Here is a 13,912-nt window from a genome sequence, read left to right on the forward strand (position 1 = left end):
GTACCACCGCCGAACAGCGCCGGACACCCGTCGGACCCCCGGGTGTTCCGCGCTGTTCGGGATTGTCCGGCGGAGCGGCGCCACACCGCTCTAGCCTGGGCCCTGATGGAGAACCCACCCGTATTCAAGGATGAACTCGCCTCGTTCGCCGCGGACTTGCGCCAGCTGCGGATCGAACGGGGCAAACGCTCGTACCGTGAGATCGCCGCCCGCGCGGAGCGGTCCCGGACCGGCGTCCGGCTCCCCGTGGCCACCCAGAGCGACGCCTTCCGCGGTGAGCGGCTGCTGCGGCTGGACCGGCTCATGGGTCTGGTCCGGATCCTCCACGGCTACGACGCGTTCGGCCGGGAACAGCCCGTACCCCCGCACGGCGCGCCCGAGTTGGAGGTCTGGCGCCGGCGCTGGCGTGACCTGGCCGCCCTCGGCCCGGGGTACGGACGCCGCGCCCCGGCCGCATCCCCTCCGTCCCTGGCCCCGGCCCCGGCCCCGGCAACCGCGACCGGGAGAAGCCCGGCAGCGGGAACCGCGACCGTACGGACCCCGGCCCCCGGGCCGGTCACGGCCGGCCCGGCCGACCCGGCGGACCCGGCGGTGACCGGCGCGGGGGAATTCCGGAACGCGCACCGGCTCGTCGGACACACCCGCCTGGTCTGGCAGGTCGCCTTCTCCCCCGACGGCCGGACCGTCGCCTCGGCCGGCAACGACGGCACGGTCCGGCTGTGGAGCGTCGCGCAGGGCCGGGCCGAGGCTGTGCGGGCCAACGGCTACTGGGAGTCCTCCACGCCCGTCCTGCACGTCGCCTTCTCCCCCCTCGGCGACCGGCTCGTCGCGCTCCGCGACGACGGCGTCGTGAACCTGTGGGACCCGCAGTCGTGGACCTCGCTGCGCTCGCCCCGGCCCTGGCACGGCAGCCGGGACCTCGGCCTGCTGCTGTTCGCGGCCGACGGAAGGCTGCTCGGCGTCGCCCGCGAGGGCGACGAGGTACACGTCCGGGACCTGGACGCCGACCGTCCCCTCGGCCCCTGCCTGACGGACTGCGGCGGGCCCTCGGAGGCCCTCGCCCTCTCGGCGGACGGCCGGCGGCTGGCGATCACCGACGGGTTCGCCTCCGTGCGGCAGTGGGACACGGCCACCGGCACGCCCTTCGGACCGGTGATGAGCGGGCACTCCGACAACGTGGAGGCACTGGCCTACGCGCCGGACGGCCGGCTTCTGGCCACCGGCAGCCACGACGCGACAGCGCGGTTGTGGGACGCCGACACCGGCCGGCAGTCCGGCCCCGAACTCGTCGGGCACGACGACGCCGTCAACGCCGTGGCCTTCTCCCCCGACGGGCGGCTGCTCGCCACCGCCTCGGGCGACCGGACCGTCCGGCTGTGGGACACCGCGACGGGCGCGCCGGTCGGACAGCCGCTGGGCGGTCACGGCCTCGCCGTCAACGCCGTGACCTTCTCCCCCGACGGCAGCCTGATCGCCACCGCGGGCGATGACCAGGTGGTCCTGCTGCACCGCAGCGGACCGGATCCGGCGCCCCCGTCGCCCCCGCCGCCCCCGCCGTCGAGCGGGGCCGCGGCGCTGGAGGCCTCCCTGCGCGAGCGCGTCGCCGTGCCGCTGCCGACGCTGCGGACGGCCTCGGCTCACCCGGGCGGCGATGAGGCCCTCGACCGGGTGCGGTTCTCGCCGGACGGCTCGTCGATCGTCGCGGTGAGCGGCACGGACCGGCTGCTCGTGTGGCACCCGGCCACCCGGCGGCAGGTCGCCGACCTGGGGGTGCCGCCCGGAATGCGGGCCTGGGGGGTGGATTTCGGCCCGGCCGGAACCGCACCGTCGGTCTGGGCCTCGCACGGACGGACGCTGCCGAGCGGACCGGCGGAGGGCACCCGGATGTCCATGGCCGGGCCCCTCTCGTACGCGCCGGGCGGCCACCTGGTCGCGCTCGTCCACACCCGGACGCTCGTCACGGTGACGGTGCACGACGCCCCCACCTTCACCCAGCGCGGCGGTCCCTTCGATCCGGGCGAGCCGGTCCACGGGATCGAGGTGCTGTTCTCGCCGTTCGGCGGGCTGCTGGCCGTCATCGGCGAGCAGGTGCACGTGTGGGACGCGGCGACCGGAACGGCCGCCTGCCGGCCCTTTCCCGGGCGGCCCGGCGCGGTACGGCCGGTGGCCGCGTTCGCGCCCGGCGGCCGGCTGCTCGCCCTCGTCGACGCGAACGGGTCGGGGGTCTCGGCGTGGAACCCGACCACCGGCGAGCCCCTCGGTCCGCTCCTGACGGGGCACGGCTCGGACATCACGGCGCTGGAGTTCTCGCCCCTCGGCGGACTGCTGGCCACGGTGGGCGACGACGGCTCCCTGCGGCTGTGGGACGCGGCGAGCGGCCGGCTCGCGACCGTCCTGATCGACGGCGACGGCGACCACGGCACCGGCGCCCACGGCACCGGCATCGGCGAGCGCACCGGCACCGGCAGGCGCGGCGGCGGCCACGGACCCGGTGTCACGTCGGCGGCCTTCTCCCCCGACGGAACTCTGCTGGCGGCGGCCTGCGACGACGGCGCCCTGCGGCTCTGGCTGGTCCGCGGACCCTGAGACGCCGAAAGACCCGGCCGGGGGCAGACCGGCCGGGTCTCGTCCGGGGTGTCGCGACGCTCAGGCGGTCGCCGTCATCGTCGCCGAGCGACGCGGGATGGCGAAGGCGTCGAGCTCCGCGCGGCTCAGACCGGTGAGGGCGGTGACCTCCTCGGCACCGACGGCTCCGCAGTCGAGGCCGCGGACCAGGTAGCCGGCCAGCGCCTTCGCGGTGGCGGGCTCGTCCATGACGTCGCCCTCGATCTTGGCCACGTACGCCTTCAGGCGCGCGGCGGCCGTCTCGAGGCCCTCGCGGTAGAAGACGAAGACGGCCGCGTAGCGGGTCGGCAGGTGCGCCGGGTGCATGTCCCAGCCCTGGTAGTAGGCACGGGCCAGGGCGCGGCGGGTCAGCCCGTAGTGCAGCTTCCAGGCCTCGTGGACGTGCTCGGTGGTGCCGATCGGCAGCACGTTGGTCGAGCCGTCGGAGACGCGTACGCCGGTGCCGGCGGCCGCGACCTGCATGATCGCCTTGGCGTGGTCGGCGGCGGGGTGGTCGCTCGACTGGTAGGCGGCGGAGACGCCGACGCAGGCGCTGTAGTCGAAGGTGCCGTAGTGCAGTCCGGTGGCGCGGCCCTTGGAGGCCTGGATCATCCGGGCGACCGCGGCGGTGCCGTCGGAGGCGAGGATGGACTGGCTGGTCTCGATCTGGATCTCGAAGCCGATCCGGCCCGGACGCAGGCCGCGGGCGGTCTCGAAGGCCTCCAGCAGCTGGACGAAGGCCGTGACCTGCTCGGGGTACGTGACCTTGGGCAGGGTCAGGACGAGGCCCTCGGGCAGGCCGCCGTGGGCCAGCAGACCGGACAGGAAGATGTCGGTGGTCCGGATGCCGCGGTCGCGGACGTTGGACTCCATGCACTTCATGCGGATGCCCATGTACGGGGCGTTCGTGCCGTTGGAGAAGGCTTCGGCGACGAGGCGGGCGGCGCGGGCCGCGGCCTGGTCCTCCTCCTCGTCGGAGCGGACGCCGAAGCCGTCCTCGAAGTCGACGCGGAGGTCCTCCACGGGCTCGGAGGCGAGCTTGGCACGGACGCGGTCGTAGACCGGTACGGCCAGTTCGTCGGAGATGCCGAGCACCTTGGCGAAGGTGGCGGCGTCCGGGGCGTGCTCGTCGAGGGCCGCGAGGGCCTGGTCGCCCCAGGAGCGGACGGTGTCCTGCGCGAACACGTCACCGGGGACGTAGACCGTGTGGATGGGCTGACGGGTGCCGGGGTCGCCCGGGTAGTGGCGCGCGAGCTCCGCGTCCACCGGCGCGAGGGAAGCGCTGATGCCCTCGCTGACCGCGCCGGCGAGACTCGTCGCCACCTTCTCCTGCTGACCCATCGTGCACTCTCCTCTTTTCCGCTTCACGGAATCTTAGATCCGCATTACAGAATTTAGTCACGGGGTTCCGCTCAGTCAATGGTCCCTCGGCCGTCCTGGGCAAACGACTCGGGGCCGTGCGGTGAGAAACACCACACGGCCCCGGAGACCACTTACCCGCAGGTCAGCGCCTGCGGCAGGGTTCTAGCCCTTGCGCGCCTTGATCTCGTCGGTCAGCTGCGGGACGACCGCGAAGAGGTCGCCGACCACGCCGTAGTCGACGAGGTCGAAGATCGGAGCCTCGGCGTCCTTGTTGATGGCGACGATGGTCTTCGAGGTCTGCATGCCGGCCCGGTGCTGGATCGCGCCCGAGATGCCGGAGGCGATGTACAGCTGCGGGGAGACCGACTTGCCGGTCTGGCCGACCTGGTTGGAGTGCGGGTACCAGCCGGCGTCGACGGCGGCACGCGAGGCGCCGACGGCCGCACCGAGGGAGTCCGCGAGGGCCTCGATGATGTGGAAGTTCTCGGCACCGTTGACGCCGCGGCCGCCGGAGACCACGATCGCGGCCTCGGTCAGCTCGGGGCGGCCGGTCGACTCGCGCGGGGTGCGGGAGGTGACCTTGGTGCCGGTGGCCAGGGCGCCGAAGGTGACGGCGAGCGCCTCGACGGTGCCGGCGGCCGGCGCGGCCTCGACCGGGGCCGAGTTCGGCTTCACGGTGATGACCGGGGTGCCCTTGGAGACGCGCGACTTGGTGGTGAACGACGCGGCGAACGCGGCCTGCGTCGCGACCGGACCCTCGTCACCCGCCTCCAGGTCGATGGCGTCGGTGATGATGCCCGAGCCGATGCGGACGGCCAGACGGGCGGCGATCTCCTTGCCCTCGGCGGAGGACGGGACGAGCACGGCGGCCGGGGAGACGGCGTCGTACGCGGCCTGGAGCGCGTCCACCTTCGGTACGACGAGGTAGTCGGAGAACTCCGGGGCGTCGGCCGTGAGGACCTTGACCGCACCGTGCTCGGCGAGCACGGCGGCGGTGGCCTCGGCACCCGCGCCGAGCGCGAGGGCGACGGGCTCGCCGATGCGGCGGGCCAGCGTCAGCAGTTCGAGAGTGGGCTTGCGGACGGCGCCGTCGACGTGGTCGACGTAGACGAGGACTTCAGCCATTGGGGATGCTCCTGCGCATGCGAAGTAGTCAGGGGGCGTGTGGAGAGGGTGCGGAGTTCCCGGAGGAACTCCGGCCGGCCAGGCTGTCGCCTAGATGAACTTCTGCTCCGCAAGGAAGCCGGCCAGCGACTTGCCGCCCTCGCCCTCGTCCTTGACGATCGTGCCGGCGGTGCGGGCCGGACGCTGGGTCGCGGAGTCGACCGCGGTCCAGGAGCCTTCGAGACCGACCTCGTCGGACTCGATCTCCAGCTCCTCCAGGTCCCAGGACTCCACCGGCTTCTTCTTGGCGGCCATGATGCCCTTGAAGGAGGGGTAGCGGGCCTCGCCCGACTGGTCCGTCACCGAGACGAGCGCCGGGAGGGAGGCCTCCAGCTGCTCGCTCGCCGAGTCGCCGTCGCGGCGGCCGGTCACGACGCCGTCCTCGACCTTGACCTCGGAGAGCAGCGTGACCTGCGGGACGCCCAGGCGCTCGGCCAGGATCGCCGGGAGGACACCCATGGTGCCGTCCGTCGAGGCCATGCCCGTGATGACCAGGTCGTAGCCGGCCTTCTCGATCGCCTTGGCCAGCACCAGCGAGGTGCCCATGACGTCGGTGCCGTGCAGCTCGTCGTCCTCGACGTGGATGGCCTTGTCGGCACCCATCGAGAGCGCCTTGCGCAGCGCGTCCTTCGCGTCTTCCGGGCCCACCGTGAGAACGGTGATCTCCGCGTCGTCGGCCTCGTCGGCGATCTGCAGCGCCTGCTCGACGGCGTACTCGTCGAGCTCCGACAGCAGGCCGTCCACGTCGTCTCGGTTGACGGTCAGGTCCTCGGTGAACTGCCGGTCGCCAGTGGCGTCGGGCACGTACTTCACACAGACAACGATCCTCAGGCTCACGCCGGCTCTCCTACCGCATCGACATTTCTGGTACCGCCTTGTTCAGGCAGCATAGGCGCCATCTCGGGCCGTTCCCGACGGGGGCGGCCCGCGCTCCGAAGGGAATGTTACTCGTCAGTACACAATGGGGCCCGCCAGGTTGCAAGGCCCGTGAACTGTGATCTGGCCAACGCCGCCGTAACCTGCCCCAGCAGGGACGATTCAGTCGCGCAACGCGTTGAAGCGTCCCTGGTGGTACAGCAGCGGACGCCCTTCTCCCGCGGGGTCGCCCGCCCGGTCCCCCACCGGGTCCCCGGCCACCACCTCCGCGATGATCACACGGTGCTCGCCGGCCGGCACCCGCGCCACCACCCGGCACACCAGCCATCCCAGCACTCCGCCCAGCACCGGAACCCCGTGCGGGCCCGGCGCCCAGTCCGTGGCCGGCCCGAAGCGGTCGGCCCCGTTGCGGGCGAACAGGCCCGCCAGGTCCCGCTGGTGTTCGCCGAGTATGTGGACGCCGAGGTGCTCGGAGTCCCGTATCCCGGGCCAGCTGGAGGACCCGGTGCCGATGGTGAACGACAGCAGCGGGGGGTCGGCCGACACGGAGTTGAGCGAGGTCGCGGTGAAGCCCACCGGCCGCCCGCCGCTCTCGGCGGTGATCACGGCGACGCCCGCCGCGTGCCGGCGGAACACCGAGCGCAGCAGGTCGGGCGAGCCGGGCAGGCCGGTGGCGGAGCGGGGGGACGGAACCGTCGGTGCCGTCATGAAGGGGTTCCCCGTCCGCAAAGCAGGAGTTCGTACCGCATGCCGCAAGCCTGACGATCTCTCGTGTACACAGTCAAGGCGCAACGGACAGATGTAGGGCGCGTCACGCTGCGTGCGGGCGCGCGTACCGGCGCTCCGGGCCGGCGCGGGGAGGGTCCGGAAGGCCTCGAGCCCGTCATACGGCCGCGCCCAGCGCGGCGATCACGTCCGCCGTGCGCGGCATCCCGACCCCCCGCCGTACGATCCGGCCCGCCGCGTCCAGGACGAGCACCGTCGGGGTCTTCTCGATGCCGAGCGCCCGTACGAGGTCCAGGTTCTTCTCCGCGTCGACCTCGATGTGGGCCACGCCCTCGACCATGGCCGCGACCCCGGCCAGGATCCGCCGGGTGGCCCGGCAGGGCTGGCAGAAGGCGCTGGAGAACTGCACCAGGCTGGCCCGCTCCCCCGGCTCCGCGCCCAGTTCCGCGGCGCCCAGCCGGCCGACCGGCCCGTCCTCTTCGTTCCCGCGCACCCGTGCTCCCGTACTCCCGTCCAACGCCGCCCCCCTACCTGTACCGCACATATGTCCGCACACACATCCCTCCGCGTGTCCACACGCCGTCCCGGTGCGCCCGTACCCTGATCCGAGCGCCCCGCGGACGCCCCGCATTCCCCGCGTGACGAGAATCTCGCCGGGTAGGAGCGTCTGGGCTGGCCTGCGGCTCCCGTATGGGGCACGATCCCCATGGCCGCGTACCTACGCTGCCGTAACTTCCAGCCGGGAGCACCTCCAGGCAGAAAGCGGGGTCTCCACATCATGGCCGAGCTCGTCTACCCCCCGGTGATCGGCGCCGCACACGCCCTGTTCCGTGCGCTCGACGTCCGTATCGACATGAAGGGCACCGAGAACATCCCCCGCAAGGGCGGCGCGGTTCTGGTGTCGAACCACATCGGCTACCTCGACTTCATCTTCGCCGGCCTGACCGCCCGGCCGCAGAAGCGCCTCGTCCGCTTCATGGCCAAGGAGTCGGTGTTCCGGCACAAGGTGTCCGGTCCCCTGATGCGCGCGATGAAGCACATCCCGGTGGACCGCGCACAGGGGGAGACCGCCTACCAGCACGCGCTCGACTCGCTGCGTTCCGGCGAGATCATCGGGGTGTTCCCCGAGGCCACGATCTCCCAGTCCTTCACGCTCAAGAGCTTCAAGTCCGGTGCGGCCCGCATGGCGCAGGAAGCCGGCGTCCCGCTGATCCCGGTAGCCCTGTGGGGAACGCAGCGGATGTGGACCAAGGGCCGCCCCAAGGACCTCAAGCGCAGCCACATCCCGGTGACCATGCGGGTGGGCGAGCCCGTGGAGGCCCCCTCCGACCAGTACGCCGGCGCCATCACGCGGCGGGTGCGCGAGCGCGTGCAGGAGCTGCTGGAAGCGGCGCAGAGCGCCTACCCGGCCAAGCCCAAGGGCCCGGAGGACTCCTGGTGGCTGCCGGCCCACCTCGGCGGCACCGCGCCGACGGCCGCCCAGGTCAAGGAAGCCGGCTGACCGGACGCCGCGCGGCGTCTCCACCGGGCGCCCTGCGGCGGGACGTTACTTCCTGCCCCAGATCTGGAACTCGCCGCGTCCCCCGTTGTCCTCGTTCGGGATCGTCTCCAGCAGGCGGTACTTGCCGCTCTTCTCGAGCTCGGGGATCAGCCTGAGGGACATGTCGTGGCCCTCGTGGTCGTTCAGCACGGCCAGGTCGAAGTAGCCGTTGGCGATCGCGTCCTGGTAGGCCTCGAGGCCCACCAGCTTCCGCCCCTTGGCGTCGGTGTAGTCGATCCAGGTCAACTCGGTCCACTGCTCGGGCCGGGTCCGGTCGGCCAGGTAGTACTTGGGCGGGTTGTTCGGGTCGACCAGGTACTTCCCCTCAGGGGTGACCCGGCCCTTCAGCGACTGCATCAGCCGCGTGGTGTCGGGGTACCAGTGCGCCAGATCCGTGGCCTTGACCGTCCCGTGGACCGCCAGCGCGACCATGCCGGCCCCCACCAGGTAGAGGAACAGGTTCGGAACGTAGGGCCCGATGAACCGGTCGATCGCGATGCCGGCGAGCGGGGCCGCGAACAGCAGGGCGTAGGCGATGTGCTTGCCCAGCGCGGTCGTTGTCTGCAGGTGCGCCTGGTACGCGGGGATCACCAGCGCGGTGCCGCACAGCAGGACTCCGTAGCAGATCCGCCACCACCGGCCGGGCGTCGCCCCGGTCGCGTCGAGCCGGGCGTACATGAAGGCGCCCAGGCAGGCGACGAAGAACATCAGCCCCCCGAGCTGCAGGCTCACGTCGAACACCTTGCCCACCGTGTCCACGCTCTGCACGCGGTTCGTGGTCGTCGACCGCAGACCGTCCAGGTGCGCCGTGCCGAACACCTTGAGCGCGGCGCCGAGGAACGCCACCACGAGGGCGGGCAGGACGAGCACGCGGGAGGCGGCCCACCCGTTCCAGCGGCCGCACCTGCGCAGCGCCGCCAGGGCCGCGAGCCCGGCGACGGCCGGAAGGAAGATCAGGGAGGCGTACTTGACGCCGACGGCGAGCGTGACGACGGGCGCGGCCAGCAGGTAGGCGTGCGACCTGTCGCTGCGGATCACGATCCACACGGCCAGGGAGAGCAGCGCGACCGCCGGGGCGTCGTAGGTCGCGAGGACGTTGAGTTCGAGGACCGTGGGGAGCACGGCGTACATGACCGCGGTCCACAGGGCGACGCGGACCCCGAAGAGGCGCCGGGTGGCCAGGTAGAGCAGGGCCGTGGCGCTCAGCATGCACAGCAGGCTGAACGCCCGGACCCCGGTGAGGCCGAAGGCGGAGTCGATCCATCCCGCGAGGACGGGGTACAGCTCCGGCGCGCCGGAGAAGTAGGTGTGCATGCCCCAGTGGGTGGTTTCGATCCCGTGCTGGACGCCGTTCCACAGGATGTGACCCGAGCGTATGTAGAGCGCCTCGTCGTCGTCGGCGGTAGCGATCGTCCGGGCCGAGAGCAGGGCCTGCAGGAGCAGGATCCCGAAGAGCGCCGAGCGCGTGAACAGGCGTTGCCTGGAAGGGTTCCCGGCCTGCCGCGAGGCCGCGGAAGACGCTTCGGGGCCGTGCGGATCCACGGCGGCGCTCTGGATGGTCATGGTGTCTTTCGGTTCGCTGTTCACGACGGGCACCACCCCCGCACCCCGCTTCGCGGCTTCCCGCGGGCAGGTGACGGCGTCACGCGTACCGGCCGCCCGGGGGATGGAATCGCGCATTGCGTCAGGGCGGACACATGAGTATAGGAGACGAGTCCGACACGGCCTTTACATCGGTCAGGACCGCGCGGACGCCGGCCGCCCCTCCCCCGAGCCGGCACTCCCGGAGCCCGACGGTCCGTCCGGCATCGTGGGAATGTCCTTCCACCAGCCGCATCCGGGCGCCGCTCGACGACCTGGAATTCCTCGCGGACCCTCTCGACTTCTTTCGGCGGCGCGGGATTCCGGTGCTCCCGCACCCCTCTCACGAGATGAACCCCGCGCGGACGGAGGATTCCGTTGGTCCGGCCGGGGTCAACAGTCAGCTGAGAAAGGCCGGTTCGCGAAGCGGAATGAATCGGGACTTCGGTCCTTCACGGCCGAAACTCAAGTAGAGCAGAGTATTCCGCTTACTTGAGGTCCGCATCACCCCGCGAACGTCTTGCGGCGTGGACTTCTCCGCTCGGCGGGGAGTATCTTCGTCCAGGCCGTTCGCGCTTACCGGGTAATCGAGTCCCACCGGATTCCGGCCTTCAGGAATGACCGCCACCCAGAAAGCCTCCTCGCCATGCCACCCCGGAGTGCCCCCAGTCAGCTTGCCCCCTCCCGGCCTTCGGCCGCACAGGAGCGCAGGATCCTGGAGTGGAAGCCGGGCATCGCCTCGTTCTTCATCCCGCTCGTGCTGCTCACCGTCTTCGGCATGTGGTTCTACCGGCCGAGCGATTCGCTCATCAGCTGGATCCTGACCGTGGTCTGGTCCCTGCCCGTCATCGGCACGCTCGTCGGCATCCAGGGCGCCCTGCTCATCCGGCGCCGGGCACGGCGGTCGCACGAAATGGTGCCGCCCGCCCCGGCCGAGGCCGATTTCCTCATCGCCCTCGTCCCGACGATCGGCCGGCACGACACGTACCCCGCGCTCGAGCGCTCGGTCCGTTCCTACGTCGAGCACCTGCCGGCGTTCTTCCCGTACATGCGGGTCGACGTCCTCACGGAGGAGGGCTGCGAGGCCGCCGAGAAGATCGCGGAGCTCGCCGAGCACCCGCTGGTCCGCGTCGTCACCGTCCCCAAGACCTACACGACGGCCAACGGCACCCGTTTCAAGGCGCGGGCGAACCACTTCTCCCACGAACTGCGGATCGCCGAGGGCGAGGCCCTGGAACACGTGTGGGTCCTGCACATGGACGACGACACGGGCGTGGGCGCGGACACCGCCTCCTCCCTGGCCCAGTTCATCAACCGCCAGCGCCGTGCGCACCCCGACGAGGCCAAGCACATGGCCCAGGGCATCCTCACCTACCCGCGCGAGAACGCCGTGAGCCTGTTCACCTGGCTCGCCGACGCGGTCCGGCCGGCGGACGACATCGCCCGGTTCCGCGCGCTCACCGGTACCGGCACCCCGGCGGCCGGCGTGCACGGCGAACTGCTCGTGCTGCGCGCCTCCGTCGAGGCGGCCATCGGCTGGGACTTCGGCCCCAAGGCCATCGTCGAGGACGCCCAGCTGGCGCTGACGTTCTGCCAGCGCTACCCCGGCCGCAGCGACTGGTTCAACGGCCGCTGCTACGGCGCCTCCCCCGCCACGGCGAGCGACTTCGTCAAGCAGCGCGAGCGCTGGGCCTGGGGTCTGGTCGCGCTCTGCCTGAACCGGACGATCCCGCTGCGCTACCGCTGGTTCCTCGCGGTGTGCGTGGCCACCTGGGTCCTGGGGCCGCTGCAGCACGTCGGCGTGGTCCTCACCGTCTGCTGGCTGCTGGGCGACATGAACACCTCCCCCGTGCTCCAGGGCGTCATCCTGCTGTGGTCGCTGAACTTCTCCTACGTGATCTGGACCTACTGGGAAGGCCTGCGGCTGAACGCGCTGGTCTCCCGGTCGGGCCGGCGCAAGTGGTGGGAGCCGGTCGTGGTCCTCGCGCTCATCCCCGTGTTCTCGGTCCTCGAAGGCCTCGGCGGCCTGCGCGGCTTCTTCAAGTACGCCCGCCGCGAGGAGAACCAGTTCGTCGTCATCGCCAAGCCCGCCTAGGCGGCCGACCGGCGCGCGCCGCCGGTTCCCCCGCCCCCCCCCGAGCCCTCGAAGAGAACCTGAAGCCTGAACCGATGAAGCGATCCCGCCTCCCCCTGCTCGCGGTCCTGCCCGTCGTGGTGCTGTCCACCGTCGTGGCCTCCTCCGCGGCGGGGAGCCAGTTCCTCCACTGGGAGGACGGCTCCCTGATGCCCGTGCTCGGAGCGGACGAGGACGCCTCCGCCGAACGGACGGCGGGTGCCGGCGTGGACGGCGGGACGCGGGACTCCCGCTCCTCCCCGCACGCCGCGAGCCGGACCGGCCGCGTGGACAAGCCCTGGAAGCCGGGCATGCCCGAGTGGGGCGTGCAGATCTACTGGGAGGACTCGGCGCGGATCTCCGACGCCGAGGTCAAGCGCCGGGCCCGGCAGAAGGCCGAGTACCTCGTCGGCCTGCACGCCAACTCCGTCTCGCTCTCCTTCCCGTACTACACGAAGGGGCCCGCCTCCGACGAGCTCTTCGCCGGTCCGCAGACTCCGGCGCCCGCACGCATGGCGATCGTCCTGAGGGTCTTCCACGAGGCGGGCCTGCGCGTGACCCTGCGGCCACTGATGGACGAGAAGGCCCTCAAACCGCCGAAGACGGGATGGCGCGGCAACATCGAACCCGTCGACCGGTCCGCCTGGTTCGCCGCGTACGCGAAGCTCCTGGGGCCGTACGCCGCGCTCGCCGAGAAGCACCGGGTCGCGAGCTTCGTCATCGGCGCCGAGCTCAACTCCCTCGAGTCCGACCCGGGCTGGACCGGGCTGATCGACGCCCTCAAGAAGGAGTACGGCGGCGAACTGACCTACGACGCCAACTGGGACAACTTCATCAGCGGCCCGGTCAAGGTGCCGGCCGCCTCCATCGGTCTCGACGCGTACTTCCCGGTCAAGGTGCCCGACGACGCCCCGGTCGAGGCCCTGGCCGACGGCTGGAACAAGTGGCTCGACAAGAAGTCCACCGGGCCGATGCCCGAGGTGGTGCTGGCGGAGGCGGGCATCGGCGCGATGGACGGCGCCTACCCGGCACCCGGCGACTTCTCCACCAAGCGGGCCGTCAACGAGGACGTCCAGGCCAACTGGTACCAGGCCGTCTGCAAGGTCGTCGTGGACCGGACCATGGAGGGCGTCTACTGGTGGTCGCTCAACTTCGACGACGACCCGTACGCCGCTCCCGCCGAGCGCATCTCCCGGCTGAACTTCGCCGGGCGCCCCAAGACCGAGAGGGCGATCCGCGACTGCTTCGGTTCCGCCTACGCGGGCCCCGGCGGCGCGCGCTAGCGCGACGGCGACACCGTTGTCCCGGCGGCTACAGGGCCGTCGGGAGCTTGCGCCACAGCTCCTCCCGGTCCGCGGACTCGCGCAGGGCCCGCACCGCGGCCGGATGCGGGGCCGCGTGGACCCCGGGGTAGTCGACCTCGCCTATGTCCGGGCGTACGGGGAAGGCCAGTTGCTCCTGGTCGAGGCTGAACTGGGCGTCCACGCCGGGCTTGTTGCCGCGCGCGTCCTGGCGCGACCAGTGCGCGCTGCCCGGCAGGCGCAGCGCGATCAGGCCGTGCACGAGCGGTGCGGAGCCGTCGTCCTCGGCGAGCACCTGGTAGCAGAAGCCGGCCGGGATGCCCCGCGCCCGCAACAGGGCCACCAGGGCGTGGGACTTGGCGTAACAGATGCCGTTGCGCGTGCTCAGCACGTCGGAGGCGCGCCACGTGACGCGCGGGTCACCGGAGTCGCCGGAGTGCGGAATCGTGTCGCGGACGAACTCGAAGGCCGCCTTGGCGTAAGCGTAGGGGTCCCCGTCGGTGGCGGTCCACAGGGCGTCGGCGGTCTCGGGGGGGGGGGCCGCGGCCCCGGCGCGGGACACGGGCGCCGGCGCCCCCGCGGGCCAGGCGACTAGCTCAAGCGCGGACGAGAAGTATAGGACCCGAGAAAACAACTAGAAATACA

General features: G+C 71.9%; 11 protein-coding genes. 4 read left to right on the forward strand and 7 right to left on the reverse strand.

All coding sequences use genetic code 11. The features are described 5' to 3' along the window. Nucleotides 1-105: 105 nt before the first annotated feature. A complete protein-coding gene (locus ACWF9Z_RS20705; RefSeq protein ID WP_453604031.1) occupies nt 106-2,586 on the forward strand; it encodes a WD40 repeat domain-containing protein in 2,481 nt (826 codons plus the stop codon). A 60-nt stretch (nt 2,587-2,646) separates the two neighbouring features. Here the strand turns inward: ACWF9Z_RS20705 and ACWF9Z_RS20710 are convergent, their stop codons facing one another. The 5 genes from ACWF9Z_RS20710 to ACWF9Z_RS20730 form a co-directional block, all read right to left on the reverse strand. Next, the gene (locus ACWF9Z_RS20710) at nt 2,647-3,945 is read right to left on the reverse strand and encodes a DUF6986 family protein (RefSeq protein WP_453604033.1); all 1,299 of its coding nucleotides are present in this window, start codon (nt 3,943-3,945) and stop codon (nt 2,647-2,649) included. Nucleotides 3,946-4,128: 183 nt separating this feature from the next. Beyond that, the gene (locus tag ACWF9Z_RS20715; protein WP_215028413.1) at nt 4,129-5,091 is read right to left on the reverse strand and encodes an electron transfer flavoprotein subunit alpha/FixB family protein; all 963 of its coding nucleotides are present in this window, start codon (nt 5,089-5,091) and stop codon (nt 4,129-4,131) included. Between the two features lie 90 nt (nt 5,092-5,181). Then, nucleotides 5,182-5,967, reverse strand: coding sequence for an electron transfer flavoprotein subunit beta/FixA family protein (locus ACWF9Z_RS20720; protein WP_453604035.1), 786 nt, complete (start codon nt 5,965-5,967; stop codon nt 5,182-5,184). Nucleotides 5,968-6,168: 201 nt separating this feature from the next. After that, the gene (locus ACWF9Z_RS20725) at nt 6,169-6,714 is read right to left on the reverse strand and encodes a flavin reductase family protein (protein WP_453604036.1); all 546 of its coding nucleotides are present in this window, start codon (nt 6,712-6,714) and stop codon (nt 6,169-6,171) included. Nucleotides 6,715-6,889: 175 nt separating this feature from the next. Next, on the reverse strand, nt 6,890-7,276 hold the full coding sequence (locus tag ACWF9Z_RS20730) for a thioredoxin family protein (protein ID WP_453604038.1): 387 nt from the start codon (nt 7,274-7,276) through the stop codon (nt 6,890-6,892). A gap of 234 nt (nt 7,277-7,510) precedes the next feature. Between ACWF9Z_RS20730 and ACWF9Z_RS20735 the strand changes: the two genes are divergently transcribed. Beyond that, nucleotides 7,511-8,233, forward strand: coding sequence for a lysophospholipid acyltransferase family protein (locus tag ACWF9Z_RS20735; protein WP_453604039.1), 723 nt, complete (start codon nt 7,511-7,513; stop codon nt 8,231-8,233). A gap of 45 nt (nt 8,234-8,278) precedes the next feature. Here the strand turns inward: ACWF9Z_RS20735 and ACWF9Z_RS20740 are convergent, their stop codons facing one another. Continuing rightward, nucleotides 8,279-9,859, reverse strand: coding sequence for an ArnT family glycosyltransferase (locus tag ACWF9Z_RS20740; RefSeq protein WP_453604041.1), 1,581 nt, complete (start codon nt 9,857-9,859; stop codon nt 8,279-8,281). A gap of 640 nt (nt 9,860-10,499) precedes the next feature. On the opposite strand from ACWF9Z_RS20740, the gene ACWF9Z_RS20745 reads away from it, so the two are divergent. Next, nucleotides 10,500-11,948, forward strand: coding sequence for a glycosyltransferase family 2 protein (locus tag ACWF9Z_RS20745; protein ID WP_453604043.1), 1,449 nt, complete (start codon nt 10,500-10,502; stop codon nt 11,946-11,948). A gap of 74 nt (nt 11,949-12,022) precedes the next feature. Next, a complete protein-coding gene (locus ACWF9Z_RS20750) occupies nt 12,023-13,249 on the forward strand; it encodes a glycoside hydrolase family 113 (RefSeq protein ID WP_453604044.1) in 1,227 nt (408 codons plus the stop codon). A gap of 28 nt (nt 13,250-13,277) precedes the next feature. Here ACWF9Z_RS20750 and ACWF9Z_RS20755 read toward each other — a convergent pair whose 3' ends face one another. After that, nucleotides 13,278-13,829: a transglutaminase-like domain-containing protein gene (locus tag ACWF9Z_RS20755; RefSeq protein WP_453604046.1), complete on the reverse strand. Its 552-nt coding sequence runs from the start codon at nt 13,827-13,829 to the stop codon at nt 13,278-13,280. Nucleotides 13,830-13,912 lie beyond the last annotated feature (83 nt).

The sequence above is a fragment of the Streptomyces sp. NPDC054961 genome (genome assembly GCF_053609145.1).

Excerpts from the sequence above, each read along its gene's own strand:
- ACWF9Z_RS20725 (WP_453604036.1), bottom strand. The coding sequence starts at position 6,714 with ATGACGGCACCGACGGTTCCGTCCCCCCGCTCCGCCACCGGCCTGCCC.
- ACWF9Z_RS20735 (WP_453604039.1), top strand. The coding sequence starts at position 7,511 with ATGGCCGAGCTCGTCTACCCCCCGGTGATCGGCGCCGCACACGCCCTG.
- ACWF9Z_RS20715 (WP_215028413.1), bottom strand. The coding sequence starts at position 5,091 with ATGGCTGAAGTCCTCGTCTACGTCGACCACGTCGACGGCGCCGTCCGC.
- ACWF9Z_RS20745 (WP_453604043.1), top strand. The coding sequence starts at position 10,500 with ATGCCACCCCGGAGTGCCCCCAGTCAGCTTGCCCCCTCCCGGCCTTCG.
- ACWF9Z_RS20750 (WP_453604044.1), top strand. The coding sequence starts at position 12,023 with ATGAAGCGATCCCGCCTCCCCCTGCTCGCGGTCCTGCCCGTCGTGGTG.
- ACWF9Z_RS20710 (WP_453604033.1), bottom strand. The coding sequence starts at position 3,945 with ATGGGTCAGCAGGAGAAGGTGGCGACGAGTCTCGCCGGCGCGGTCAGC.
- ACWF9Z_RS20705 (WP_453604031.1), top strand. The coding sequence starts at position 106 with ATGGAGAACCCACCCGTATTCAAGGATGAACTCGCCTCGTTCGCCGCG.
- ACWF9Z_RS20730 (WP_453604038.1), bottom strand. The coding sequence starts at position 7,276 with ATGTGCGGTACAGGTAGGGGGGCGGCGTTGGACGGGAGTACGGGAGCA.